This is a genomic window from Liquorilactobacillus satsumensis DSM 16230 = JCM 12392 (assembly GCF_001435195.1).
Lineage (GTDB): Bacteria > Bacillota > Bacilli > Lactobacillales > Lactobacillaceae > Liquorilactobacillus > Liquorilactobacillus satsumensis.
This window is the reverse complement of record NZ_AZFQ01000053.1, coordinates 172,036-198,979: the sequence shown is the minus strand read 5'-3', so window position 1 is coordinate 198,979 and position 26,944 is coordinate 172,036. Positions and strand designations below refer to the sequence as shown.

The 26,944-nt window shown below is 40.6% G+C and carries 23 protein-coding genes and 1 pseudogene; 20 read left to right on the top strand and 4 right to left on the bottom strand.

The features are described from left to right. Positions 1–61: 61 nt before the first annotated feature. The 9 genes from FD50_RS10605 to FD50_RS10565 all read left to right on the top strand — a co-directional run bounded on the left by FD50_RS10605 (position 62) and on the right by FD50_RS10565 (position 11,198). Entirely contained in the window at positions 62–1,192 is a 1,131-nt protein-coding gene (locus tag FD50_RS10605; RefSeq protein ID WP_056961690.1) for an aminotransferase, read from the top strand. 312 nt (positions 1,193–1,504) lie between these two features. Next, positions 1,505–2,050 (top strand): TetR/AcrR family transcriptional regulator, encoded by a 546-nt coding sequence (locus FD50_RS10600; RefSeq protein WP_056961586.1) that lies wholly within the window; start codon positions 1,505–1,507, stop codon positions 2,048–2,050. A 99-nt stretch (positions 2,051–2,149) separates the two neighbouring features. Next, the gene (locus tag FD50_RS10595; RefSeq protein ID WP_056961584.1) at positions 2,150–3,715 is read left to right on the top strand and encodes a glycoside hydrolase family 32 protein; all 1,566 of its coding nucleotides are present in this window, start codon (positions 2,150–2,152) and stop codon (positions 3,713–3,715) included. Positions 3,716–3,962: 247 nt separating this feature from the next. Then, complete coding sequence (locus tag FD50_RS10590; RefSeq protein ID WP_162256079.1) at positions 3,963–5,276, top strand: isochorismate synthase; 1,314 nt, start codon at positions 3,963–3,965, stop codon at positions 5,274–5,276. Next, positions 5,269–6,999 carry a 2-succinyl-5-enolpyruvyl-6-hydroxy-3-cyclohexene-1-carboxylic-acid synthase gene (gene menD, locus FD50_RS10585; RefSeq protein ID WP_056961581.1) on the top strand — a complete coding sequence of 577 codons (1,731 nt, stop codon included), beginning with the start codon at positions 5,269–5,271 and terminating at the stop codon, positions 6,997–6,999. The genes FD50_RS10590 and menD overlap by 8 nt, the downstream gene beginning before the upstream one ends. After that, positions 6,983–7,804, top strand: coding sequence for a 2-succinyl-6-hydroxy-2,4-cyclohexadiene-1-carboxylate synthase (gene menH, locus FD50_RS10580; RefSeq protein ID WP_056961579.1), 822 nt, complete (start codon positions 6,983–6,985; stop codon positions 7,802–7,804). The genes menD and menH overlap by 17 nt, the downstream gene beginning before the upstream one ends. Next, positions 7,791–8,918: an o-succinylbenzoate synthase gene (gene menC / locus FD50_RS10575; protein WP_056961577.1), complete on the top strand. Its 1,128-nt coding sequence runs from the start codon at positions 7,791–7,793 to the stop codon at positions 8,916–8,918. The genes menH and menC overlap by 14 nt, the downstream gene beginning before the upstream one ends. A 173-nt stretch (positions 8,919–9,091) precedes the next feature. Further along, positions 9,092–10,492: an APC family permease gene (locus FD50_RS10570; protein WP_056961575.1), complete on the top strand. Its 1,401-nt coding sequence runs from the start codon at positions 9,092–9,094 to the stop codon at positions 10,490–10,492. Positions 10,493–10,784: 292 nt separating this feature from the next. Beyond that, entirely contained in the window at positions 10,785–11,198 is a 414-nt protein-coding gene (locus tag FD50_RS10565; protein WP_056961573.1) for a hypothetical protein, read from the top strand. 162 nt (positions 11,199–11,360) lie between these two features. On the opposite strand, the gene FD50_RS10560 is transcribed toward FD50_RS10565, so the two are convergent. Then, positions 11,361–12,335, bottom strand: coding sequence for an asparaginase (locus FD50_RS10560; RefSeq protein ID WP_056961571.1), 975 nt, complete (start codon positions 12,333–12,335; stop codon positions 11,361–11,363). 497 nt (positions 12,336–12,832) lie between these two features. Next, positions 12,833–13,627 carry a CHAD domain-containing protein gene (locus FD50_RS10555; protein ID WP_235803463.1) on the bottom strand — a complete coding sequence of 265 codons (795 nt, stop codon included), beginning with the start codon at positions 13,625–13,627 and terminating at the stop codon, positions 12,833–12,835. A gap of 299 nt (positions 13,628–13,926) precedes the next feature. On the opposite strand from FD50_RS10555, the gene FD50_RS10550 reads away from it, so the two are divergent. The 7 genes and pseudogenes from FD50_RS10550 to FD50_RS10520 all read left to right on the top strand — a co-directional run bounded on the left by FD50_RS10550 (position 13,927) and on the right by FD50_RS10520 (position 21,858). Further along, positions 13,927–14,139 (top strand): TetR/AcrR family transcriptional regulator, encoded by a 213-nt coding sequence (locus FD50_RS10550; protein WP_054755877.1) that lies wholly within the window; start codon positions 13,927–13,929, stop codon positions 14,137–14,139. A gap of 2 nt (positions 14,140–14,141) precedes the next feature. Continuing rightward, positions 14,142–14,477 (top strand): hypothetical protein, encoded by a 336-nt coding sequence (locus FD50_RS10545; protein ID WP_054755879.1) that lies wholly within the window; start codon positions 14,142–14,144, stop codon positions 14,475–14,477. A gap of 39 nt (positions 14,478–14,516) precedes the next feature. After that, positions 14,517–17,726: pseudogene (locus FD50_RS10540) on the top strand (YhgE/Pip family protein). A 114-nt stretch (positions 17,727–17,840) separates the two neighbouring features. Continuing rightward, positions 17,841–18,206 carry a cupin domain-containing protein gene (locus tag FD50_RS10535; RefSeq protein WP_056961570.1) on the top strand — a complete coding sequence of 122 codons (366 nt, stop codon included), beginning with the start codon at positions 17,841–17,843 and terminating at the stop codon, positions 18,204–18,206. 298 nt (positions 18,207–18,504) lie between these two features. Then, positions 18,505–19,752: an MFS transporter gene (locus FD50_RS10530; RefSeq protein WP_056961568.1), complete on the top strand. Its 1,248-nt coding sequence runs from the start codon at positions 18,505–18,507 to the stop codon at positions 19,750–19,752. A 529-nt stretch (positions 19,753–20,281) separates the two neighbouring features. Continuing rightward, on the top strand, positions 20,282–21,085 hold the full coding sequence (locus FD50_RS10525; RefSeq protein WP_056961566.1) for a pyrroline-5-carboxylate reductase family protein: 804 nt from the start codon (positions 20,282–20,284) through the stop codon (positions 21,083–21,085). Positions 21,086–21,087: 2 nt separating this feature from the next. Continuing rightward, the gene (locus tag FD50_RS10520; RefSeq protein ID WP_056961564.1) at positions 21,088–21,858 is read left to right on the top strand and encodes a VOC family protein; all 771 of its coding nucleotides are present in this window, start codon (positions 21,088–21,090) and stop codon (positions 21,856–21,858) included. A 172-nt stretch (positions 21,859–22,030) separates the two neighbouring features. Here FD50_RS10520 and FD50_RS10515 read toward each other — a convergent pair whose 3' ends face one another. Continuing rightward, positions 22,031–23,323 (bottom strand): D-serine ammonia-lyase, encoded by a 1,293-nt coding sequence (locus FD50_RS10515; protein WP_056961688.1) that lies wholly within the window; start codon positions 23,321–23,323, stop codon positions 22,031–22,033. Between the two features lie 305 nt (positions 23,324–23,628). On the opposite strand from FD50_RS10515, the gene FD50_RS10510 reads away from it, so the two are divergent. After that, on the top strand, positions 23,629–24,444 hold the full coding sequence (locus FD50_RS10510; RefSeq protein ID WP_056961562.1) for an undecaprenyl-diphosphate phosphatase: 816 nt from the start codon (positions 23,629–23,631) through the stop codon (positions 24,442–24,444). 98 nt (positions 24,445–24,542) lie between these two features. Here FD50_RS10510 and FD50_RS10505 read toward each other — a convergent pair whose 3' ends face one another. Continuing rightward, a complete protein-coding gene (locus FD50_RS10505; RefSeq protein WP_054755883.1) occupies positions 24,543–25,532 on the bottom strand; it encodes an LCP family protein in 990 nt (329 codons plus the stop codon). A gap of 268 nt (positions 25,533–25,800) precedes the next feature. Here FD50_RS10505 and FD50_RS13035 point away from each other — a divergent pair, with 268 nt between their 5' ends. The 3 genes from FD50_RS13035 (at position 25,801) to FD50_RS10490 (ending at position 26,906) form a co-directional block, all read left to right on the top strand. Beyond that, complete coding sequence (locus tag FD50_RS13035; protein WP_054755885.1) at positions 25,801–26,097, top strand: S26 family signal peptidase; 297 nt, start codon at positions 25,801–25,803, stop codon at positions 26,095–26,097. Then, the gene (lepB, locus tag FD50_RS13030; RefSeq protein WP_056961560.1) at positions 26,057–26,281 is read left to right on the top strand and encodes a signal peptidase I; all 225 of its coding nucleotides are present in this window, start codon (positions 26,057–26,059) and stop codon (positions 26,279–26,281) included. Before FD50_RS13035 ends, lepB begins: the two co-directional genes overlap by 41 nt. Before the next feature lie 130 nt (positions 26,282–26,411). Beyond that, positions 26,412–26,906 (top strand): NUDIX domain-containing protein, encoded by a 495-nt coding sequence (locus FD50_RS10490; RefSeq protein ID WP_056961558.1) that lies wholly within the window; start codon positions 26,412–26,414, stop codon positions 26,904–26,906. The last annotated feature ends 38 nt before the right edge of the window (positions 26,907–26,944 follow it).

The window sequence follows — 26,944 nt, the reverse complement described above, 5'->3', positions numbered from 1 at the left end:
TATTACGTTCAAGTTTGTGTTTAGACCCTGAGCTGGGAATTTGAAAAATGGAGAGATGAAAATCGAAATAGCAAAATTCGGTGTTGAAGAATGGCTGAATACTTGGGAAAAGAAAGCTGATTTTGATATTGCCCAAAGTTCAATTGCAGCCTTGAAATTCTCAGAATTGACAGCCTTAGCTGGAAAAAGTCCAGCAGCTTTTATGCAAAGCATCGCGGAACAGGAATTGGATTATGGTTGGATTGAGGGTTCACCAACATTCAAAAAATTAGTTAGTGAGTTATATCAGCATGTTGACCCGGAACATATTTTACAGACTAATGGAGCAACTGGGGCGAATTTATTAGTGATGTATGCTTTGCTGGAGCCAGGAGATCATGTTGTGACCATGTTTCCAACTTACCAACAACTTTATGATATTCCCCGTTCTCTTGGTGCAAAAGTAGATTTTGTAACGCTGACAGCAGAGCACAACTGGAAACTTGAGATGGAGCAACTGGCAGCTGCCATTACGCCGGCTACCAAAATGATCTGTCTGAATAATGCTAATAATCCGACAGGAACACTGTTGACTAAACAAGAATTGACGCAGATCGCTGGACTTGCACGTGAGGTAGGGGCCTATGTTTTAGTTGACGAAGTTTACGCCCCCTTGCGTGCAGAACAGCAGTTTACCTCGATTGCCGACATCTATGAAAAAGGGATTGCTACTAATTCTTTGTCAAAAACTTATTCACTTCCGGGACTTAGAATTGGCTGGGTTGCTGCACCAAGTGATAAAATAATTGAACTTTTGCGCAAATATCGAGATTATACGTTAATCAGCAGTGGAGTACTGGGAGATGAATTAGCTATTCTTGCATTACGACATCAAAAAGATATTTTGGCACGTAATCGTAAAATTGTTAGTGAGAACTTAGCTATTTTGAAAAAGTGGGTTAAATCAGAGCCACGTGTCAGCTTAGTTTTGCCTAATTATGTTTCAACATCATTTATCAAACTAGATATTCCAGAAGGTGATTATCCATTTTGTGTCTCTTTGTTGCAAGCAACGGGTGTGCTCTTGGTACCTGGAAGTGCTTTTGGAATGCCACAATACGCTCGTTTAGGCTATTGTTGTGAAAAACACATTTTGGTGCAAGGATTGACATTGCTTTCGCAGTATCTGAAGAAATTTGAACAGCCAAAGTAAAGTTCATGCAGCCGATATGAAGACTGCTAGCGAGTTAAAAAGTGCGGGAACTAAAAGTCTGCAACAAAGATAGGTTAAGCGTCTTTTGCAGATTATTTCAGGAAGCTCAAAAACGTAGAACTTTGTTTAGATTAGCAGCAAGCGCGACCCAATTCCGGGATGGAAGGGTCGCTATTTTTGTTTAAAGCTTCGTGTGAACTTGACGATCAAATTAAAAAAAGTTAAAATCAGTTACATTTGTAACAAAACTAAATTATAATATATTTTAGTTTAGGATTTATAGAAAAATTGCTGAGATCAGGTGGAGCGACAATGAATAAAAAAAGTGCCAATACACAGCATCAAGTAGAACAAGCCTTGTTCCAACTTATGCAAGCGGAAAAGTTTGATAATATTTCAATTACAACGATTTCTGAAAAAGCTAAGGTTTCACGAATGAGCTTTTACCGTAACTATACTAGCAAGGAGGATATTTTAAACAAATTTTTGGCTCGTTTATATGATAAGTTTCTCTTTGATGTTGCGGCGCAAAAATTAACACAGGTTACGCAATTACTAGATATTTACTTTTCTTATTTCCAGGAAAATCCGCAAATTATCAGAGCAATTACAAATGCAGGAGTTGAGGGGCTGGCTTTGAGGATGCAGACAGCCTTTTTTAGGGATTTTTTTGAAAAGCGATTTGGTGAAAAGCAGGTAATTTCGCTTTATGATGTTTCTTATTATTCTGGAGCGGTTTTTTCAGTCCTCATTTTATGGAATCAAGAAAATTATCAAAAACCGTTAACAGAGCTGGTGGCACAGACTAGCAAGATAATGAGTAAAGAATTGGAAAATTATCCGGACACCAATCATTAAGCTAAAAAATATGTAAAAGATAACTAAACAGTTTTCAACTTAAAAAAAATATTGCGGTACAGGGATGACTTGGACCGCTACTTGGCGTGGGAGAAAATAATGCATTTTTTGAAAAAAGTACTTAGTATAGCTGTTTTTTTGGTCTCTTTTTTTTCGATAGTTTTAGCTGTCAAAGCAGATAATTTAACAGCAAGTCAATTTGAACAAGGCTATCATTACAACGTACCGCGTGGCTTTATGAACGATGTGCAAACAATTTGGAAGGGTCAAGATGGATACTATCACTTATTGTATTTGTACAATCCTCAATATAAGCATACAGGTGATGGAACTGTCTGGTATCATGTTAAAACTCGAGACTTCATTCATTATGAGAATGTCGGGATCTCGATTCCTAAATTCAATGGAGTGTGGTACTCCATGGCTACGGGATCAGTCATTCATAATACAAATCATTTTTTTAAAGATCTGCCTAGTTCGGCGTTGATTGCATATTTTACCAGTTATATCGATGGAGTGCAGCAACAATTTGTAGCTTATTCAACGGATGAAGGGCAAAGCTTTACCCCGTATAAAAAAGCACCGATTATGAGCGCAAAAAGTACGACTAGCGATGCAAGAGATCCATATATGCGTTATAACAGCAAGACAAGTAAATTGAATATGTATCTTGCAGAAGGCGATAAAGTTGGTGTGTACGAGAGTGATAACGGAGTGGATTTTAAATACATTGGGGCTACGAGTCTAAATCAAGCTGCATTATTAGGAAAAGATCTGGGAACGATTGAATGTCCGAATTTAAAACAGATCTATGATCCTGATACTAAGGAGTTAAAAGCGGTTTTGTTTTTTGGCGCAAATGGCTATCGTTACGGACAAACAACCGGTTCTTATTACATGGTAGGACACTTGGAAGAAAATGGGATCTTTATTGCTGAGCAGCAGCCCAAACGCGTGGATGATGGTTCTGATTACTATGGGGCCAATTATATGCAAGTTGATGCTGACAGCATTATTTCGGTGTCATGGTTGGGGAACTGGGGGTATTCTGCAGCCTGTATCTGTGATGAGTATGGGGAATGTAATAAGCTCGGCTCCTTAAGTTGTGCTCATCAGCTGACTTTGAGTGGGACAAGCGGAGATTATACTGTGGCAAACAAAATAATTGAACCGACTGCATTGTTTAGCAATACGGTCAGTGGCAACCGTAAAGTGAATGATGTGGAAAAAAATGAGGGTTATGCACAACTTTTAGATTTAAAGCGGTGGTCACGGCAAAATATTTATCTGCAATTTAGCAACAATGATATTACAAAAAGTGTTAACAAGCATATTAGGATAAATTTAAAGCAGGCTGACGCTTGGGTAAGAATTGACTATAACACAGATAATGGCGCTTATATGGTTTCCAGAGCTAGTGAACGTTTAAAAGATACAACGGCTAAGAGTAATTATGAAAAAGCGTATGTTGAAGCAAGCGGGGTGATTTCTCCACATGATTTAAAACTGCATCTCATTGAAGATCAAAGCAGCCTTGAATTTTATTTTGAAGGCCAAAATAAGATCTACTCGCTGTTAAAATATTCAACTGACAGTTCAACAAAAATCAATGTTGAGACCAACGGAAACAACAATTTATTTTATTCTCTAGATAATATTGAATAGATGCCAAATTCTCTGGGTAACTTCTACTCATAGTAAAGTACGCGTGCTATTCATAATTTTGCGTTGGTATTTAAGTTTTATCGACTTATGCCATATTGTTTTTTGTGGATGCCTGAAGTCTTAGAGAAACTGGTTCAGTATTTTGACATTCTTTTGCATATCATCTGCTTCAAAATTGAAGTTATGCTAAAATCGAACTAGCTTAAAGCGATTATAAAAAAGTTAACTATGTGAAGGAAAAATGATTGTGAAAATCTATTACACTGTGACTAAAGTACCGCATTTAGCGTTGCCGACTTTATTAAAATGTGCACAAAACCATGATCCAGTCTTCTTTTTCCATAATCCAGACACGCAGCAGGTTCGACTTGCATATGGCGCACTGGCAGAATGTACTTTTGAAAAAGACCAGAATCTTTTCTTACAACTCAAAGAATGGTATGAACAACTGGCTGCAAGACTAGTTTGTGTGCCTGCTGGTGAAAAAAGACAAGAAATTCAACCGGAAATTGTTGGCGGACTCGGGTTTACTAATTCAAAGCAGTCTGCTGACCAGATCTGGGGAAAGCTAAGAAATGGATATTACTTCTTACCGCAGACATTAATTGTACAAGGCAAGGCTGGCGCATATGTGGTTGCTTGCAGTTTTCGACCAATTGAATTGAAGTCAATTACAACTGCTGTTAGAAAAGAGCTGCAGGCCGCAGCATTAAGCGACTGTAAGCTTCCTTCTATGGGGCATTTGAAGGTAAGTGCCACAGATGTTGCAGTTTGGAAAAGAAATGTTGCCCATGTCGTTGCTCAGATTAAACAGCAGCACTTGAGCAAGGTAGTGCTGGCACGTTATTTAATCGTTGAGGCGCAAACGCAGCTTGATCCTTATGTTACTTTGCAGCGTTTGTTAAAAACACAGCCCGAAACATACCACTTATTATTGAAAAAGTCAGGGACTGCGTTTGTAAGTGCAACTCCAGAGCGGTTTGCTAAATTCAAGCAACATGAATTTCAAACAGCCGCACTGGCGGGAACAACTGCACGTGGACAAAATACGCTAGCAGATCAACGCTTAGGGCAATTATTGCTCAATGATCACAAGAATCGGCAGGAACATCGGTTTGTGGTCAAAAGAATTGCTGCTTTATTAGCACAGCAACGGCTAAAGTTAACGATTCCCGCGTCCCCACAGTTGCTGAAGAATAAGCAAGTTCAGCATTTGTATACTCCAATTAAAGGGACTGGACCTTATCAGCTATTTGAATTACTCGCGCAACTGCACCCAACACCTGCATTGGGTGGACTTCCTAAGCAGGCTGCGCTGCAGCAAATTGAAAAAGTCGAACAGCGGCCACGGGGGCTTTTCGGCGCACCGCTTGGTTATCTTGACTTTAATTGCCGTGGGGAGCTAGTGGTTGGAATTCGGGCGGCTGTTTTAAAAGAGAATCAGGCTTACTTATTTGCCGGTGCAGGAATTGTGGCGGAATCTTCTCCTGACAAAGAGGTTCATGAAACGCACTTGAAGTTTCAGCCGTTATTGCAAGCTTTAGGAGGAAATGATGAGTAGTAATCAAGCAATTACCCAACAAGTAAACACTATTTTGGAAGCACTGCGATACCAGGGAATCACAACAGCAGTTCTAGCACCTGGTTCGCGCTCCACGCCAGTTGCATTATTGCTGGCACAACTAGAACACCAAGGAAGACTTGACCTATATGTAGATGTTGATGAACGTTCAGCGGGCTTTTTTGCGCTTGGAATTGTTAAGCAGACTAAGCGTCCAGTCCTGTTGGTCTGTACCTCAGGAACTGCCGCCGCTAATTTTTATCCTGCAGTGTGTGAAGCTAAAAGCGCACACCTGCCATTGGTAATTTTGACAACTGACCGTCCTCCAGAACTGACCAATATTGGAGCGCCGCAAGCTTTGGATCAAATTCATTTTTACGGGCAACAGGTGAAACATTTCTGTGAATTGCCATTAGCCTCAGCTAGTTCAGCTGAGCTTGAATATCTTAATTTTAATGTACAGCGAATGGTCGTTGCAGCTAAAACACGACCGTGTGGCCCGGTTCATTTTAATTTGCCATTACGCAAGCCATTGCTACCCCAACTGAGTCCGGCTAAGGCTATTTATCCCAAAATTGAATTTGAAACAGCGGCTTTAAAGTTAGCCGCATTCGATCTTAAACAGCTGCAACAAACCTTCGCTAATAAACGGGGGCTGATAATTGCAGGACCTGAGATGCAACTTCCCCAGCATGCGGCACTCCTAAAATGGGCACGTGCTTCGGCCTGGCCGATTTTAGCAGATTCATTAAGTCAACTGCGAGGAAATGCGAGTGAAAATGTAATCACAGGTTATGAACTGTTTATGGGAATTCCTGAGGTGCGTGAAAAACTCAAGCCGGAGGTGATCATTAGAAGCGGTGGCACTTTGGTGTCAGCGCAACTGGCTGCCTGGTTAAAAGAGTTACAGATTCCGCTTTACTATCTTGATCCTGATCAAGAAGTTAATGATCATACCAAAACTGCTACACATGTTTTACCAGTGGAAGAAGCAAATTTTTTTGCAGCTTTAAGCCCAGTCACGACACCTGCAGACTGGTTGCATAAATGGGCTGGAGTACAGAATAAGACACTTAAAAGTTTAACTGCGTATGATTTTACGCAGAAATTCTGCGAACCGGCAATTGCGGTGGCACTTGCGCAGCAGCTTCCCGCACGCGCCAATTTGTTTGTTAGTAATTCAATGCCAATCAGAGACATTGAACGTTTCTTTTTAACGGCCAGAGAAAAGATTAAAATTGCTTGTAATCGAGGAGCAAACGGAATTGATGGAATTATCTCAAGTGCATTAGGGATGAGTGCTCAAGTACAAGACAAGCAAACCGCTAATTTTTTGCTGATCGGGGATCTTGCTTTTTTTCATGATATGAATGGTTTGATGATGGCGGTGCGCTATCAATTACAATTGCGAATTATTGTTGTGAATAACAATGGGGGCGGGATTTTTTCTTTTCTGCCGCAAGCACAGGTAGCCGATTTTGAAGAATTATTTGGAACTGCTCAAAATCTGGAAATAGCCAAAGTAGCCGCACTGTATCATGCAACTTATCAAAAAATTGAATCATTTACCGCTTTGCAGCAGGTTTTGGCGACTCCAGTCCATTCTTTAGAAATAATTGAGGTTGTGACTAAGCGCTCAGAAAATGTTGCACAGCATCAGCAGCTGCAACAAGCTGTTAAAGATGGAATTTTAAGGATGTTAATTAATGAAAATCAAGCTTAATGATGAGGAATATTATTTTCAAACGATGGAACAAAAACGGCAGGTTGATGAGCAATGGATCCTGTTACACGGATTTATGGGAAGTGCGGCCGATTTTCAACAGATTGCACCTGCACTGGCAGGAAGTTGTATTATTCCAGATTTATTGGGACATGGGCATTCACTGACAGCAGCACCTGCCAGCCGCTTTTCGATTGAACGGCAGGCTGCTGATATGGCGGCTTTGATTACGCGTAAACTGGTACCGCCAGTGAACGTCTGGGGTTACTCAATGGGCGGTCGGTTAGCACTGCAACTTACATTGACCTACCCGCATTTGGTGAAATTCTTAGTACTGGAAAGTGCAACAGCTGGAATTACTGCGCCGGCAGCACGACGGTTACGCCAACAACATGATGCACAACTGGCACTTAAGCTTCAGCGTGAACCGTTAGCGAACTTTGTCGCGGCATGGGAAAAGTTGCCGTTATTTGCTTCACAACAAAAATTACCTTTTGCTAAGCAGACTTTTGTGCATAAACAGCGAATGGGGCAGCACGCAAATTGTCTAGCTGCTAGTCTGCGAGGCATGGGAACGGGGCAAATGCCTGACTTATGGCCAGAGCTAAGCAAAATCAAAGTACCAGTTTTGCTGCTTTGTGGTGAATATGACAGTAAGTACCAGTACTTAACTGCAAAACTGCAGCATGAAATTCCAAATGCCTTTAGGGAAGTAATCTCCAAAGCTGGACATAACGTACATCTTGAGCAGCCTCAAGCAGTTTTGCAGGCGCTTGGAAGGATTGAAGCACATGAAAATAATTGATGTTAGGCTATTGCCATATACTTTAAAACTTAAGTATCCTTTTCGTTCTGCACATGAGACAGCTACACAGAGGCAGATTACGATTGTAGCGTTACGTGCTGCTGATGGGCAATGGGGCTATGGGGAACTTGAAGCTTTTGAACGACCTAACTATACACCGGAGTTTCAAGCTGGGGCGCGGCTTTTTCTTCAACGCTTTTTAATTCCCAGCTTAAAAGGAAGGACCTTTGAGCAGCCAGAAGAAATGACAACGTTGTTTAGCAAATTTCAGGGAAATCAGATGGCAAAAGCTGCCTTAGAAACGGCTGTTTGGGATTTATTTGCCAAACAACGTCAAACCTCATTGGCTGGTCTTTTAGGGCAAAAAAGTGGATTAGAGGTACGGAAACAATTTGCTGTCGGAATCAGCCTAGGCGCACAAAAAAGTGGGGAAATACTTTTCCAAAACGTGAAAACAGCGGTTGCGGCCGGTTATCAGCGCATCAAGATTAAAATTACCACAAGGACTGAGGCAGCTAACTGCCTTCCAATCTTTCAGCAATTTCCGCAAGTGCATTTTATGCTGGATGCCAACTCTGCCTTTACTTACGAACAAGCAGCAGTTATTTTTAAGAATTTCACAGAAACAACATTAACAATGTTAGAACAACCTTTAGGCGTTAATGATTTTACAGAACATGCTCGTTTACAGAGCCAACTCACCGTGCCACTTTGTTTAGATGAAAATATTTTTTCAATTGATGATGTTAAAACTGCCTATCAGTTAAAAAGCTGTCGGGCAATTAATCTAAAACTGGCACGTGTAGGTGGCTTTACGCCTGCTTTAGCGCTTATTCGGTTTTGTCTTGAGCATCAGCTTAACGTATGGTGTGGAGGAATGCTTGAAAGCGGACTCGGAAGAACTGCCAATTTAGCACTTGCGAGTCTTGCACCATTGACTTTTCCCGGCGACCTTGCGCCTGCGACACAGTTGTATACTAATGATACACTCACAAAAAGCTTTGAACTTGAAAATGGGAAGCTGAGTCTTCCGGAGGGCAATGGGCTGGGGGTGCAGCTTAAAGCAAATATTTTAAAGCAACTGCAGGCACAGCCTAATCTAATGAAAGATTAAGTTAATCAGCTAATTTCAACAAATTATTGATATGATTTTAGGTGACATCCTATGTTACAATTAACCGGCTATCCTTTAAGCGAAATCAATTATTCAGCTTGTTAAATCGAGCATTTGAATAAGAGGAAGACGCTTTTTTTTTGGATAAATTAATAATATTTTTAGGAGGATTCATGAAGAACGTATTTAAAAAAGAAACAGTCAGTACATACTTGAAGGCCGATGCACGCCTGACCAAGAGTCTGCGTGCACGCGATCTCTTAGCGCTTGGAATTGGAACAGTGATTGGGACTGGAATTTTTATTTTACCGGGGCATGAAGCTGCACTGCATGCCGGTCCAGCAGTAGCAATTGCTTTTTTGCTAGCAGCAATTGTTTCTGGAATTGTTGGGATGGCGTACGCCGAATTTTCATCGGCGATGCCGGTGGCTGGTTCAGCATACTCATTCGGTTCCGTAGTGTACGGGGAAATTATCGGTTGGATTTTAGGTTGGTCATTAATTTTGGAATATTTTCTTGCAGTATCAGCTGAGGCAACAGGTTTTGCTGCCTATTTCAATAATAATATCTTGGAATCATTTGGCTTGAATTTGCCCAAAGCTTTACAGGCAGGTCCATTAGAAGGTGGTGTGATTAATCTTTCAGCTGTGCTAATTGTGTTAGTAGTCGCACTTATTATTTTACATGGTGCCAGCCTTTCTAAAAAAGTAGAAAATGTGGCGGTCGTCATCAAAGTTGCAATTATTATTATTTTCATTGCCGTTGGCGCTTTTTATATCAAAACAAGCAATTATGTGCCATTTTATCCGCAACAGTTCCAGACATCACCTTTGGGTCTGGGTGGAATTTCAACTGCTGCTGCAACGGTCTTTTTTGCTTTTATCGGGTTCGATGCCTTGGCCGCTAATTCTGCAGAAACAATTAACCCAGAAAAAAATGTCGTAAAGGGGATTCTAGGTACTGTGGGTGTGTCAGTTGTATTATATGTTGCATTTTCATTTGTGCTTACCGGAATAGTACATTATTCTAAATTAAATGTAGACGATCCTGCAGCTTATGCGCTCCAAGTTATTCATCTAAATACGTGGAATAAGCTAATTACAATTGGGGCATTAATCGGAATTTTTACATCATTGATTACAATGTTTTTTGGAGGCTCACGGCTGGTCTATGCACTGGGACGGGATGGTTTATTACCTGCTAAAATGGGAGTTGTCAGCACAAAACATGTTGTTCCTAAAAACGCCATTCTTGTCGCAACGATTGTACAGGCCTTTTTTGCCGGTTTGGTACCATTAACAGAACTTGCTTCATTAATCAATGCGGGCACACTTTTGGCGTTTGCGTTTATTTCTTTTGGAGTTATTCCATTGCGTAAGCGGCACGATATTCAAAATAAGGGCTTTAAAATGCCGTTGTATCCGGTTCTACCATGTATTGCGGGGAGCTTAAGCGTTTATTTCATTATTATGTTGCCGAATATTACCAAGATTTCGGTGGGCCTATGGTTAGTATTAGGCTTAGTGGTCTATTTTGGATACGGATTGCGGCATTCAAAGCTACAGAATAAGTAAGTTGAAGCTGAAAACTGGTAATTTCTTCAGGAGTGTATCAGTTAATTAAAGTGAAAGAGTGGGTCCTATGCCTTATTTTGAAGTTTAATTTCAGTATCAAAGAAGGACACAATGTTTGTTTAAAAGTCTCAAATTCTTTTGTAATTTAAGCTTGAAAGGAGCTGCAGTTGACAAGAAAAGAAATCATTGTTATCTTTAAATAGTAATCGTTACTGTTTGATTGAAGGATCTTGATTTTAAAGAGCTTTGAATGTTGTTAGCTGCAATGATTAATTATAAAAGAGGCGCGTAGATGAATATTATTTATCCTCCACTAGTTGAACAAGCCTTTAGTTATTTTAGTAAAAGTAATTCTGAATTGACAAAGGCCGAAACTTATCTTTTTTTAATAGATAAAAAAATTATTAATACTTTAGGAATGCCAACTAAAGAGGCTTTAAGTAAAGGCTGGGTAACGAAGATCGAAGAAGAACAAGATCTGACTTTTTCCCAGTTTTTGGAAATCTATCCTGTATTTTCTCATTATGAACGTAAGTTTTTTAAAAAGATAGCTGGTTTTTGGGAAGTTAAACTTTCGTTGCAAGCGGAATTATTGCGTGCATTAACAAGTTCCACGCTTAGTGAAGAAGAAAAAGAACAGTTAGAAATCTTTTTTAGTGGGCGTGAGGTAACTGAAGTAGAAAATAAAAAAAACAATCGCGATTGACGGCTGGAACGGAATGTTTATTCGCAACAAACTAAGAGAGTGTGACATAAGTCGGGAAAATTTTCCCGGCTTATGTCACACTCTCCTTAGTTTACCCAGACTACTGCATAATTTGGACCTAGTCCCTAGCGGCTAATCGCTGAAGATGGCACTGCTTTCGTTTTACGAAACCGCATTACTAACAAAATGCCGTAAATCCGTTCCCTTTTTTTGACTGCTAAGCGCCACCAGCAGCTTGATCCGTGCCTTTTGGCCATTCAATCCCTGACAGAGAATTAAGCCCATTTTTTCAAGTTGAATTCCACCACCAGCATAATCATAAATCTTTTGTGCAACTCCGTTATAACAGCGTGACACGAGCACAATTGGAATCTGATGCCGCAATAATTGTTGAATAGCAGGAATGGTTTGCGGTGGCAAGTTTCCTGCCCCAAGTCCTTCAATAACAATCCCATGTGTCTTTTTGTTGTCTAAAGCTGAGAAAAGGTCACCATCCATTCCAGCATACGCTTTTAACAAGTAGACTCCTGAAATAACATGATCAATTTCGCAAACATCCGTGCGAATTAGTTCTTGAAAATACTTAGCTTTATGCTGTGTGACAATCCCAATTGGTCCAAAAGTCGGAGTGCGGAAGGTATCGACATTAGTAGTATGTGTCTTAGTAACAAAACGGGCAGTATGGATCTCGTCGTTCATTGCCACCAAGACACCTTTACCGTAAGATTCAGGAGTAGCAGCGACTGAAATTGCATTTTGAAAATTATACAGGCCATCGGAACCAATTTCATTTGAGGAACGCATTGCACCAGTTAAAACAACTGGAATTGTGTTGGGCAAAGTCAGATCCAAGAAATAAGCGGTCTCTTCTAGAGTATCTGTTCCATGGGTAATGACAACCCCATCAACTCCTTTTTCAATCGCCTGCAGAATACGCTGCTTAAGTGCCAGCATTATTTGCGGAGTAATATGCGGAGAAGGAAGGTTAAAGAGATTATCTGTAATAAGATTTATCTGGCCCTTTAGAATTACCTGTTCTTTAGCAAGCGGATTTTCATCGTTGGGGACCACCTCGCCGTTTTCATTTTGAGACATTGAGATCGTTCCACCGGTATGAATTGCCAAAATAGTTTTCATTGCTGAGCCTCCACGAAGTTTAGATGATATTTTCATCTTAAACCGTGGGGCTTCTTTTGAAAAGTGTATTTGAGAATTTCGGAGTTTAAAAGGATCGCTGGAGGTTAGTCAGTCATACTTAGTTAGCTGAGCAATTAAGACACTGATAAATTTGCTGATGACGACTAGCTCTGCTGCTGAAAAGTTAGACAAGAGTTCAGCATACTGAGTTAGTGCCTTTTGGTGCAATAAATCATGCATCTGGACCAGTTTTCTGCCAGAATCTGTGAGTACAAACGTTTTTTTATTAGATGGAGATTAATTTCAATAAGCTTTTGAGCAGTTAGCTTTGTAGTTACTGGTTTTAGCATCAGTTATTTGTAGAGAATCTTTGCTATGAGTAATTCGAAGTTAGATGGAGAATTTTGACTTATGTAACACGTTTATCCGGAATAAAAGCGGGGCTGTGACATAACTTAACTTTTGTCACAGCCCCCTTTAATAATTAATTACCATTTTTAGCTATCCTTCTTAGCTGGAGCATAGAGCTCATGCTGCGCTTGAGCAATTCGTAATAACAGCTTTTTATCAGCCGAATTATCAGTCTGCTCAGCAAATTGGAGTAAGAAATCGTAATTAACATGTGCATCAGTAATCTCGCCGCAAATTGCTTGGATTTTTTTAGCCTGTTTTTGAACTTTAACGGCTTTTTGAGGAGCCAGTTTGGCAAAGTAGGTTGCAGAATAGCGCAAAGTTTTAGCGCGCTTGCGAATCTGGTGAACGCGGGTATAGTCTTTGAAATCCAACTGATTGAAAGCCTTATCCAGACTGCTTTTGCGTCGCTTAAGTTCCTGAGCGACCTGCTTAGACCAATCAGTTTTTTTGTCAAAACGCAAAATTCCTAATTGATCTCGCACACCCGCAAGGTAGTCGGTCAATTCTTGTTGAACTTTTGGTGCCATAATTCTTTCCATTTCCTGCTGGCGCCGGTGATGAAAATCCTGAAAGAAATGGCGGTAATTGGTGTGTTCTTCTGGATGTGTGTAAGCAAATTCACTGGATTTGGCAATTAAAACATCCAATTCACGTAAAGTTCCAAAAATTTTAGCAGCTTCACTAAGATTTTTATCCACAACTGCAAAAGCAGCTTGTGGAATTTCACGTTTTAGAAATTTGAAGAGTCCTCTAAGGGTACGAATTGCAACTCGCAGATCATGTGTCCGTTCAACATCAAAGGGATTATTACGGTAACGAATCAGCTCTGTCTCAATCAAATCAAATTGACGCTGCAAAATAGTTAGGATTGACATCATAAACTTGCCTCTTTTCAAGATTGAAGAAGTTAAAGACAACAACAAAGTAACTATATACACCTCCAAACTACCATAAGGAGGAAGTTAATTGCTAGGAAAACGATTACATTTATGAATAACTGCGTCGCTTTAGCAGTTCCTGATAACAGCAAGCCAACTAAGCTTAAACCGGATATGGTTGCGCGGATAAAATAAACGAGATTAAGTTTTGAAAAAATAGTTACATTTGTAACGAAACGAAGTATAATACCTTTTGGGTATTCTTTAGCTGAAACTTTCCTAGAAAGGGGGATTAATTTATGAATAAGAGAAGTGTTGATACGCAAAAGCGGATTGAGACTGCCCTTTTTCAATTAATGCAAGTTGAAAAATTTGATAGTATCTCGCTCACGCAGATTGCAAAACGAGCTGAAGTCTCACGGATGAGTTTGTATCGCAATTATAAAAGCAAAGAGGACATCTTGAAGGTGATCTTTCAACGGTTATCGGGGTATCGGGGCAGTTCAAGTTAGAGATGACAGCTAATAACTTAACTTGTTTACCGCAATTGCTGCAGGGGTATTTCAACTATTTTAGAAAGAATCCGCAAATTGTAGCAGCAATTACTAATGCTGGAGTTGAAGGATTAGTTTTAAAAGCACAGACGGAGGATTTGAGTGCTTGTTTTGAATATTTTTTAAAGTGCGGCCAGCAGCCTTCTCCTTATGCGGTTTCCTACTATTCAGGTGCAGTATTTGCTGTGCTAATCTTGTGGAATCAGCAAAATTACGAGAAACCTGTGGCTGAAATTGTAGCACGACTTGCCAGAATAATTGGGAAGGAATTGAATGAGTTTAAGCTAATTGGTTAATTCCATCGTTTTAAGGAAATTAGAAGTAATCAAAATGGTATGGGAGTGGGAACAGTGAACATGATTAAGGAAGAATTTAAAAATATTGGTAGGCACAAAATCTTAGTTGCAACGATTTTTGCTGTCATGATTGTCCCTTTTTTATATTCTGTCTTTTTTTTAAAGTCAGTCTGGGATCCTTATGGCAATACAGGTTCGTTACCGGTGGCACTTGTTAATCAAGATCGAGCAGTTAAGTATCAAGGAAAGAAACTGCAAGTTGGGCATGATTTGGTCAAGCAACTGCGGAAAAATGATGATTTGGAATGGCACTTTGTTTCGAAAAAGCAAGCAGCTTATGGGTTAGCTCACAAGAAGTACTATACGGTCATTACAATTCCTAAGCAATTTTCCAAAAATGCAACGACTGTTCTTGACAAAGAACCGCGCAAAATGAAGTTGAAGTACGAAACAAATGATTCGCTGAATTATATTGGAAAAGTGATCAGCGAAGAAGGCGTGAAGCAGCTTAATAATCAAGTACGGAAATCGGTTACAAAGGCGTACGCAAGTGCAATGTTTGCAACGCTAAAAAAAATCGGTGGTGGATTTTCCAAAGCGGCAAGCGGAGCGGGAAAATTAAAGCAAGGCACAACTACCTTATCCAATGGAATTAATACTTATACAGCAGGTGTTTCAAAGCTAAATGATGGTGTTATTCAGCTCCAGACAGGGGTTGTTCCCTTGGGACAGGGTGTAATTAAGTTGACGACTGGCGCAACTGCATTGAAAAAAGGAGTTGCTCAATATACGACAGGAGTTGCCCAAGTGAATGCAGGTACTCAGCAGTTGAACAATAGTACAGGCACACTGGCAACTGGGGTGCAACAGCTTGCGACGGGGTCAAAGAGTTTAACGGCAGGAATTAATCAGTATACTGGTGGAGTTAATCAGGCTAATAGTGGTGTGCAAACTCTGAATGCTAAGACCGGCACATTGGCGAGCGGAGTGCAGCAGCTTGCAACCGGATCAAGCACTTTGACCGGCGGTGTGACCCAATATACGGCAGGGGTAAGCAGCGTTACCCAGAATTTAAATAAACTTGCAGGCAAATCACAGACTTTGAATGCGGGAGCAAGTCAGCTTGTTCAAGCAACCAGTCAATTGCCCCAGGCAACGGCGGGACTATATGTGCTGAACTCTGTCATTGAACAGAACACCCAAAAAATTGTTAGCCAAATTACAAGCAATCAAGAAAAGCTTACTCAAATGAAAACACAGATGAAAAATGTTTCAACACAAACTACCAAAGTGCAAAGTGAAATGGACGCTTTATCTGATGATTTGGCATTACTGCAATCCTTAAGCAAGAGTTTAAATGCGATTGCACCCACTATCTCGCAGTTAGATAGTCAATTAAGTCAAGCGCAAACTGCACAGACAACTTTTACAAATAAGTTGGCAACAAGTTTGTCGCAGATCGGCAGTAATTCGACAGCAATTAGCAAATTGGCGGGAGAAGTTGCTAATAGCAGTACTAATACGGATGAAAAAGAAAAAATGCAACAAATCATTGCATTATCAACAGGCAATGATAACAGCAATGCTAAAGAAGCTGCGGCATTGGGAACGGCTGCACAAGAATTTAAACAAAGTGTTAATTTGAGTGCATTCAGTACAACATTTAACAATGTCAAAGCTAACTTGAGTTCTTCCAAAATCCAGCAGTTAACGAGTGCTACGGATAAGTTGACAAGCTTGATGACTGATTCGAAAAACTTATTAGCGACAAGTCAAGGAATGACTAATGACAGTGCACAAGCCCAACTGGATAACCTGTTGACACTCACAAACAAAGCCACAGAATTTCAGCAATTAACTAGTAAAGCAGCAGCGGCGGCAACACAATTGTATACAGGGGTGAATGGAAGTGCGCCTACTTTGGATGCCAACCAGCTGCAGACTGAAGCCCAGTTGAGCGCTAAAGTTAACGAATTATCGCAAAATTCTAAGACCACCGCTGCGGTTAAAGCATTAGCAGCAGGAATTAATAGCTATACAGCTGGAGCAAATCAACTTTCTGCTGGTGCAGGAAAGCTCAATGCAAATTCGTCAGCTTTAGTCAGCGGCACCAACCAGCTTGCAACTGGCCTGGGAACACTAAATAACAATGTCCCAGCCCTGACTTCTGGGATTACACAACTAGCAAATGGGACTGGCAAATTAGCTGCTAAGAGTGGCACTCTTAATCAAGGAGCGGTCCAGTTGACGACTGGTCTAGGAACATTGAACAGCAATGTCCCGGCTTTAACTGCTGGAATTGCGCAATTAGCTAGTGGGACAAAACAATTAAATGATAACAGCCAAAGCCTGAATACTGGAGCCACACAATTGGCAACCGGTCTGGGTTAATTAAACAGCAAGGTTCCCACTTTGACTACCGGTGTTTCTCAACTGGCAAGTGGAACTTCCCAGTTGAAGAATAATTCACCGAAGTTACAAACAGGTGCAACCCAGCTTGCAGCCGGAAATAAAGCATTGGCTAAAGCACTTGCTCAAGGTGCCCGACAGGTAAATGGAGTAAAGACCTCTGCGCAGACAGCAGACATGTTTGCAGCACCTTCCAACTTAGTACACAAAAATTACAGCAAGGTTCCCAATTATGGTTATGCACTTGCGCCATATATGTTGTCAGTTGCTTTGTATGTAGGAGCCCTTGTCTTCAACCTGGTATATCCAGTCAGAAGACTAGCATCACCGAGTGGGACTGGGACGGATTGGTTCTTCAGCAAAGTTACAATTGGAGGATTAGTTGCAACTGGAAACGCACTAGTCGAGACGCTCTTAATGATGGCTGCTGGCTTGACACCGGATCACCCGCTCCAACTGGTGCTGAATGCGTTGGTATTTTCTTTAACGGCAATGTATCTGATAATGTTCCTATCAGTCGCAGGTTCAAATCCGGGACGGTTTGCTGCGATGATCCTGCTGGTGATTCAGTTGGGAGCTTCTGGAGGATCATTTCCAATTGAGATTACCAAGGGAATGAATGGATTTTTCCAAGCAATCAATCCATTTTTACCAATGACATATTCGATATATGGATTTAGAGAAGCCTTAACGTCTGGTTTAGGGACTAGTCAGGTGGGTGTTTCAATCGGAATGATGCTGCTCTTTATGATTACGGCATTGGGATTACTCTGGGTGTCAATGCTTTATTTGAGAAGAAGTGGTGCAGTTACTTACGTTGAAACAGCTAAGGAAGAGTAAAAATTAGGTAGACCGAGCTTGTTTCCTGTATAATTCAAAAAGTGCACTAGTAGGCGAGCGTCTTTAGGCACAGATGATGTCAAAACAATTACTAAATATTGCGGAGGTCACAAGATGAATTATCAAGCGCTTAATTTTAACGAAAAGCTAAACAAATTTTCTGAGCAATGGTCACCTAAAGTTATTGCTCAGATGAACAATTATCAGTTTAAAGTTGTTAAAATTCAAAATGATTTTGTGTGGCACAAACACGATACAACCGATGAAGTTTTTATTATTCTCACAGGTAATGTTAGAATCGATTTTCGGGATGGCAACGTTAACTTAGCGGCAGGCGAAATGTTCGTTATTCCAAAAGGAAAAGAGCATAAGCCATATGCAAAAGAAGAAGCCCAAATTTTGTTGATTGAACCAGAGGGCGTATTGAACACTGGAGATACAACCGGATCTTTGACCGCGGAAAATGATGTTTGGATTTAATTGCTAGCTGAATTTACCTAGTTTAAATGTCCATTTTAGGAATTAGAGAGGCAGTCAGATTGAAGATGCAAACGCAATTTTCAGTCTGACTGTTTTTTGACGTTAAATGGCATTGTATCACGATACTAGGCTTAATAAGTCACTAAGCTTGTTAGATAAAGTAAAGCTAAAAAAGGTGCACAGCCATTTTAAAAGTGAAACTTAGCTAAGTCTCTTAAAAAAGTTCTTAAAATGCCCCATAGCGCTAGTTAGGGTTAAGATAGTAAAAGTAAAGAACAGAATTAGTGGGGTGTGAATAATGCAGACTCATTTTTTTGCAAATACCTTTGCGGCACTTAGATCGCGAAATTTTCGCTATTTTTGGACTGGACAGTGTATTTCAGTTATGGGCACTTGGATTCAACGAACTTCTCAGACTTGGTTGGTTTATCAAATGACCAAATCTGCATTTTTAGTGGGTTTGCTGGCAGCTTGTCAATTTTTACCGCTGCTTGGATTAACTTTAATAGCGGGGACGCTGATTGATCGTTTTCCCAAACGGACGCTTTTGCTGATAACTCAGTGTGGCTTTTTAGTTTTAGGAGCTTTAATGACTTTGATCGTCTATTTTAAAGTAGTACAGTACTGGCAAATTCTGGCAATTGCATTTGGGATGGGAATTTTACAAAGCTTTGACACACCAACGAGGCAGTCATTCGTAGTTGAATTAGTGGGCAAAAAAGATTTGTTAAATGGAATTTCGCTGAATTCGTCGATTTTTAATTTGGCAAAAATTGCCGGTCCAGCTCTTGCTGGAATTTTGATGGTGCAGTTTGGAATCACGTGGTGTTTTTTTATTAATACCGTGAGTTATCTAGCTGTTATTTTTGGGTTAGCGCGCATCGAGAATATTCCTGCAGTTATTCAGACACATAAAAGGCCTCAAATGCTACGTGATATTTTGGCAGGAATTCACTATGTCCTTTCGCATTCGGAGCTCAAATTAGTTGCGACTATGATGTTGATTATCAGCACGTTGAATTTCAACAACAACGTAATCATTCCAATCTATGCTGAAGAAGTGCTGCACGCTGGGTCACAAACCTATGCCAACTTGCTTTCTGCGACTGGAATCGGTTCACTTGCGGCCGCTTTTATTATGAGTTATTTAGCGCGGTATGGACTTAATCGCCGCCTCTACCTAGTTGTTTCGTTTGGAACAATGCTTTTGCAATCCTTGATGCTGTTTGTCCGGAGCTTTTGGCTGGCAAGCGTGATAATGATCTTACTCGGTTTTTGTAATATGATTTTCTTAAATCAATCCAATGCTTCATTTCAAGTTGGAATTCCGCATGAACTTCGTGGGCGGATTATGAGTGTTTATGTCTTATTGAATCAAGGAACAACCCCACTTGGAAGTTTGTATGTTGGCGCAGTAATGGACTTAGCTGCTGGTAGTTGGGGATTTCCGGCATGTGGGCTTTTAGCGCTATTTTTAGTGAGTGTGGTGCTGCTTGTGCAACGTAAAATAATTGCTAACTGGATATTTCCAGCAAAAGCTAAATGATTATTTTAGAAAGTGACGCTTGCAAATCTGAATTTTAGTGATATTATCAATGATAATCTTAATAGTTGAGTTATGCAGAGAAGAGTAGCAGGACTTGTTCTTTTAAAGAGAGCTGTTGTGCGGTGAAAGACAGTTAGGAACGGTGTTGTGAAGATGAACTCTGAACGAATTGGTTAGTGTTAACGCAGTGATCACGGAAGGATCCGTTATCATCCCTGGCATCAAAGGTGTCGTTGAGGTAATTCATGTGAGTGGGTTATGATTCTAGGGTGGTAACACGAAAGCTTTCGTCCCTTGACTAGCAATTCAGCAGTCAAGGCCGGAAGCTTTTTATTTTGAAAGAATGCCAGTGGGTGCATAAGCAAAAAAGTGCTTTAGTAAAACAGATATCGCGAAATTCAAGGAGGTGGTTGTAATAACAAGTGGTACACCCAAAGATTCTTTGCTGGGTACTAGAAGAAGGTTATGGTTGATGTTTTTGAAGTTCTTTACAATCTAGAAGATTAAAATGAATTGGGAGGTCTGATGCATGACGATTTCACTCTATGCTTTTGGCGGCGGACAAATGGTTGAAGCGATTATCCGTGCTGCCTTAAAGAACAAGGCACTTGCACCTGAAACAACTTTTGTAACTGATATAAATGAACAACGGGTGACTTACTTACAGCAAAAATACAATATCACAGCGGCGGTGACGACAACCCAAGCTTTGCAGCAAGCAGAAATCATTTTACTGGGAGTTCGTCCACAAGATGACTGGAATGCAATTTTAAAAACAATTGTCAAAGAAAATCCTAGAGCTCAAGTGATTTCAATTATTGCCGGAGTCACTTTACAGCAACTTGCAGCGGCAACTAAGGTTCAGTTAGCCTTGACGCGGATTATTCCTAATACATTGACAGAAACAGGTTTTGGATACAGCGGGGTCACCCGCTCTGCACGCGCAAATCAAAAAATAATCGAACCATTTTTAACGAGCTTTGGCAAAGTCGATTACATTCCGGAAGAACAGCTCGATATTTATACAGGGTATGGAGTTGCAGGACCGAATTACGTTTATAACTTTTTTATTGCATTGACCAATGCAGGTGTTCTAGGCGGATTATCGCGAAAACAGGCCAATGCAGTCGCATTAGAGAATCTCAAAGGAGCGGCCCGGATGCTTGAAATCAGTGGCAAACATCCTTATGAACTGTTAGATATTAACAACTCTGCTGGTGGGGTTGGGATCGCGGCGCAGCATGAATTGGATGCAAGTGACTTTGCAGCTGGAGTTCAAAATGCAGTTTTAGCGGCGATTCAACGGACAACAGACTTAGGAGGGAAACATTAATAATGGAGCACTTGAACTGGGATCATTCAATGATTAATGTACAGTCGCTGGACGAAGCAGTCCAACTTTTTGCTAAGCACGGAATTATCTTTCAGCGCGGAGGGAAGCATCAAGCATGGGGCACTGCTAACGCATTAGGGTATTTTGGGATTAATTATATTGAACTGATCAGTGTTTTTGACCAAGAGCAGGCTGATTCTTTCACCCGCAGTGAAGCGGCTGCCGTTTATGATGCAGTGCAAGACTTCAAGCAGCAGCGACAACGGTTGAATACGGTTGCGATTCGCAGCACTGATTTGCAAGCTACGTGGCACCGGCTAAAAGCTGCTGGAATTCCAGTCAGTCCTATTGAACAAGGCGAACGTTTGGATGAGCAGCAGCGATTAATTAGGTGGAAAATTTTCTTTATTGATGGTCAAATTGAAGGAATGCCTTATCCATTTTTTATTGATTGGCAAAGTCCAGACACCGCAAGGATTGCACAGTTAAGGGAGCAAAAATTAATCCAAAGTCATCCAGCAGGCGACTTGAAAGTGGTGGCGGCGACCTTTACAGTTACGCGGCCGCAAGAAGTTGCACAAAAATGGGCCACATTGTTGGCAAGTTCTGTTGTCAAAGGTTCAGCGGGCTTTGAAGTTCCAGTCCAAGAAAGAACTTTTGAATTTGTTGCGGGAACAGCTAATCATTTGAGTACACTTCATTTTACAGGTGCGCAGGGTAAGTTAAAAGGGCAGTCAATTAAATTAGGAGAGGCACAATTGTTTTTTGAGTAATTACTGAATAATTGAACAAAAGGATTCGTGAATTTGGGAATAACAGAGCGTTGTGTTATTTCTAAAGGCGCGGTCTTTTTTTAGTATATTTTCTTATTTGGACGCCTACAGCTTTATTTTTGAAATTTTTACTTTTTAATTGCAGCACGAGAATTAACGCTGTTTACTACTTTCATAGTAAAGCTTTTCCTTGAATGTAATTAGCAATTTTTTCGTTTTCAGGAAGCAGATTGCCACCTGTGGCCCAGACAATATGAGTTGTATCTGGGGTATTGAATGCAGAGACATTTTTGGTAATCGTAGGAATTGCGGTGAAACCCGCAGCAGCTGAAGGTTCAACCGCGATTTGCTGCGTATCCATCAACTGTGCGACGTAACGAAAGATATCAGGCTCTGCAAATGTGACGCTGCCGAAAAGCAGGGTTCGCATGATGTTGCCAGCTAAGCGTGAAGGTCGGCTAACGGCTAAACCGTCAGCAGCAGTTAAGCCATCCAGACCAATATCTTGCACGCAGATTTGATCATTCAGCTTAGTCATCATTCCTAAAGTGACAGAAGGAACGTGGGTTGGTTCACAAAAGACCGCATGAATATTGGGCCCAATGATGGTTTTTAAACCAAAGGTGACTCCACTCGGACTACCGCCGACACCAGCGGGCAGATAGACGACAACTGGGTGAGTTGAGTCAACTTTAATATGGTGTTGCTGGAGCTGCTTTTGCAAATGAACAGCTGCAACGGCGTATCCTAAGAAAAGGTCAGCTGAACCTTCATCATCGACGAAGTGAATTCGCGGATCACGGCTGGCATCTGCTCTGGCTTGGGTAATGACGTGGGAAAAATCTGTTGTGAATTCCTTGACTGTGACTCCATTTGCGCGTAATTTGTCCTTTTTCCATTGGCGAGCATCATGTGACATATAAACAGTAGTTTTGAAGCCAAAAGCAGCTGCTACGATACCGACGCCTAGTGCAAGGTTTCCAGTTGAAGTGACAATTACGCCGTAGTTTGCGAAAAGTTTGCGATATTTAGCAGAAGCTAAGATTTGATAATTGTCCTGATAGACGAGATCTGCTTCAACCATAGCAATCTGTTCAGCAAATTTTAAAATCTCATAGATTCCACCACGAGATTTGATTGACCCAGAAATCGGTAGCTGATTGTCAGCCTTGAGAAAAAGTTTTCCGTTTAGTCCCAAGGAATTGAGCTCGGTCCAGCTTTCCTGCAGGTGCTCAAGTCGAATTAAGGGTGACTCAATGATTCCATGTGTTGCAATTGTTTCTGGAAAAGTTCTTTCTAGATAAGGAGCAAAGCGTTCCCAGCGTGCAACTGCATCAAAAAGATCTGCTTGAGAGAATGGCAAAGCAGCTTGCTGTCCGTAATCAGGGTTACGCCAAAAAAGCGGATTTTTATTCATTAGAGCACGTACTTGTGGGTATTTTTTAATTAGTGATCGCGTATCCATCATTACCGAATCCTCTCTCTTGCTTGATTTTAAAACCAGTACTTTTCAGCCGCCTGATGGCGTAATGGTTGTACACAGTTAATATACGCTGAAATATACTGAAGAACCACGATAAGGCTTTTTTTCTGAATTGTTAGACTTATTTAAAATCAACTTTGATAACTTGGAAAGTGGCAACGGCGGGTATGTTTGCATAATAGCTTAAAGATTTATAAAATAATGCAAATCTGTTTAAGAAACCTTAGTAATTACCTGATTGTGGCGGTCATTAGGTTACAATGAGACTGCATAAGGGGGAAGAAACAATGAATTTTTTACAAACAATTATTTTAGCGATCGTGCAGGGAATTTCAGAACTTTTTCCAATCAGCAGTGTCGCACATTCAGTGATCGTACCGTACATATTTGGTTGGAATCTTAGTGAAGAGTTTTTGAAGAATAACTTCTTGGAGTTTGTCGTAATGATGCATGTGGGGACTACGCTTGCATTATTATTGTATTTTCGAAAAGACTGGTATCAGATTATTCGTTCACTTTTTACACGGGATTCAAAAAAGACACTGATGTTAATCGTTGTGGGAACAATTCCGGCGGTTATTTTAGGTGCATTGTTTGAAAAGAGGATTACCGAAGCCTTTAGTAATGTTGGACTTGCAGCGAGTTTCTTAATAGTGAATGGGGTCCTGTTATTTTTGGGAGAACGTTTTCGACAAAAAGGAACCAAGAAGCTGGAAGAGTTGACCTGGTGGCAAGCAGTTATCGTGGGCATCTTTCAATCTTTTGCATTGATTCCAGGATTTTCACGCTCGGGTTCTAGCATGACAGCCGGATTTTGGCTGGGGCTTTCAAATGAAGAATCTGCTAGATTTTCAATGTTACTGGCAACACCAGTGATTGCCGGGGCAGCAGTGTTAGAGATTCCTAAACTAATTCAACATCATCCGGCGGGACTATTAGGACTTTCGGTGACGGGTGGCGTTGTCGCAGGCTTTTTTGCATTTTTAAGTGTTTACTTTCTGATGCATTGGTTCAACCGCAAAGAAATCAATACGATGGGGCCTTTTTCGCTATATTGTATTGTGATGGGTGCCGGAGTCTTGTTATTTAAGTCTTTGGCATAAAAGTAATTAAGGCGAATTTGAGTAAAAAAACTGCATGTGCAATCTTTGGTACAAACCAAAGTGCACATGCAGCTTTTTATGTTAAAGACGGGATTCCTTTAAAAATCTTGTGTGATGATTTTGTGCAACTGCGAACGTTCAAGGACGATTTCATCATTGTAATTTTGCAATACATCATCATAAAGAACCGTGTCTTTTCCTTGAAGCTGTAAATAACGGACTTGTTTTTTAGCATTAAAATTACTTTTCATAGCCAACCCAATACTAATCATATCGGTTTTACTCATATTAGTGGCAACAAGAAATTGTGAAATTGAACTGACGAGTGCTGGGACTTTGAAAGCGTTAAGCGGATCGCTGATCTTATTTCCAATCCCAAGCAGGGCAGCTTCTTGAAGGCGTTGACGTCCAAAATCTGTTCCAGGTACCGAATCGCGTTCATGAACAATTTCGGTGACCATCTTAGCAGTTAATTTGTGATTTCCAGCAGTAATCAACTTATTATAATCTTCAGCATACCATGGATGCGTGAGAGTGACATTGAAAGGCACATTCATGGTAATTCCCCCAACTGCGTGAACCATAGAACGAAAACCCGTATAATTAGTTTCTAAATAATAATTCACAGGAACATCTAGATAACTTGAAATTGCTTGGACAGCCCGAAAAGCACCTTGTTTAGCACCATACTTTGCTTGATAGACAGCTTGTACGCTAGTTAATTTTGTATACCCAAAGTTATTTAAGTAGATGCGTGAGTCACGTGGAATACTCATAATGGTGTAGTGCTTTTTAGTTAGATCAGCATGGACTAACAACATGGAATCGGTATGGCCGCTAACTTGATTTTTCCGTTCATCAGATCCAATTACCAAGATATTAAAGGTCCCTTTGGCCTGATGGACCTGAGTGTGATTGTGCGCGACCGTTTTTAGATTATTGAAATGGGTTTTAGGATTTAATTGGTGCCACACCAGCATACCAGCCGCCACCATGAGTAATAAAGTTACTAATAAACCACACCACAGTGCTGCATGCTTGTGCAGGAACTGGTGTGTGCGCTGTAATTCTTTTTTTCTTTGCTGCAATTTTCTGCCCCCAAAATAGACCTTTTACGCTTATCCTAGAACTAATCCTTACTTTTGATGGATACAGATCATTTTATTTAAAAAAAAGCATGTTTCTTTACGCTTATTTAAATAAATAATTTTGAATTTTATCCGCATAGGTTGGTGAAATGCTGAGCAAATTGAAATTCTATCAGTTGCAAGATATACTTGAAAGAGTTGGAAAAGCAAACTAAACAGACTAGAAAGAGCAGTTGGCAGTTTGCAAAGAAGGAGTAGGGAGAATAAATTGAGGCGGATTAAACAGATCGGAGACTGGGTGATTCCCATTTTAGTTGGACTGGTGATGGCATTGATCATTAACCAATTCTTTGGGATGCAGGTAATCGCTGGAAGTTCAATGAGTCCTACATTGAGAAACGATGAAGTTGTCTATCGCCTGAATAAAGCAAAAGTCAGGCATAATACAGTGATTTCTTTTTATGCACAGGGAATTGAAAAAAATCAAGCTACTACTGCAAAAACGATCTATGTTAAGCGGGTAATTGGGCTGCCAGGCGAGCTATCCGGAAGCTGCCGGAGTTAAAATTTTTGAAAATAAGGAATTTACAGTTCCTAAAAATAGCTATTTTGTCTTAGGCGATAATCGAAATATTTCTAATGACAGTCGTTATTACGGTTTTGTTCCAGAAAAGAAGGTAATTGGGGTGGTGCGAGCCCCATTTTGGGCAGCAAAGCAGGTGCAGGTAAATGCAGCGGAAGTTGATTAAGGGGGAAAATTCAAAGAAGCAAGTTTAAAGAAGTGAAGATGTTGAAAAGCACATTTAAAGTAAGCTAAAATGAATACATGGAGCTGCGTTACTGAAGTTAAAAGTTATTTGACATAGAAGGAAGACGACAATGGATAAAAATTACATAGCAAGAATGCGTGAAAAAGTGGGTCATGAAGGAATGATCTTTGTTTCGGCTTACGGTGTTTTGTGGAATGAAGCACATGATGCAATTTTACTGGAGAAACGTTGGGATTCTGAAGTTGGTTGGGGGTTTCCAGGTGGATATTTAGAGTATGGTGATTCTCCTACCCAAGCAGTAATTCGCGAATTTAAAGAAGAAACTAATCTGGATGTTGAGGTCACACGTGTTTTGGGCATCTCGACCAATATCACCCAAAAGAATTCTTGGGGCGATGCACAAGAAACGATTGGGGTTGGTTTTGAAGTTAGAAAAGTTGGTGGAGTATTGCGCAAAGATGGGACAGAAACACTTGATCTGCAGTTTGTGCCGGTGAATCCTGAACCCAAAATGTTTGTACCCCAAGCGCAAAAGACAATGCACCGAATTTTAACTGAAAATGAAACCAGCGCGCAGCCTTGGTTGCGTGAACCAGGGGATTAGACAGCATATGACGGTGTAGATTATAAAATAAAATTAAA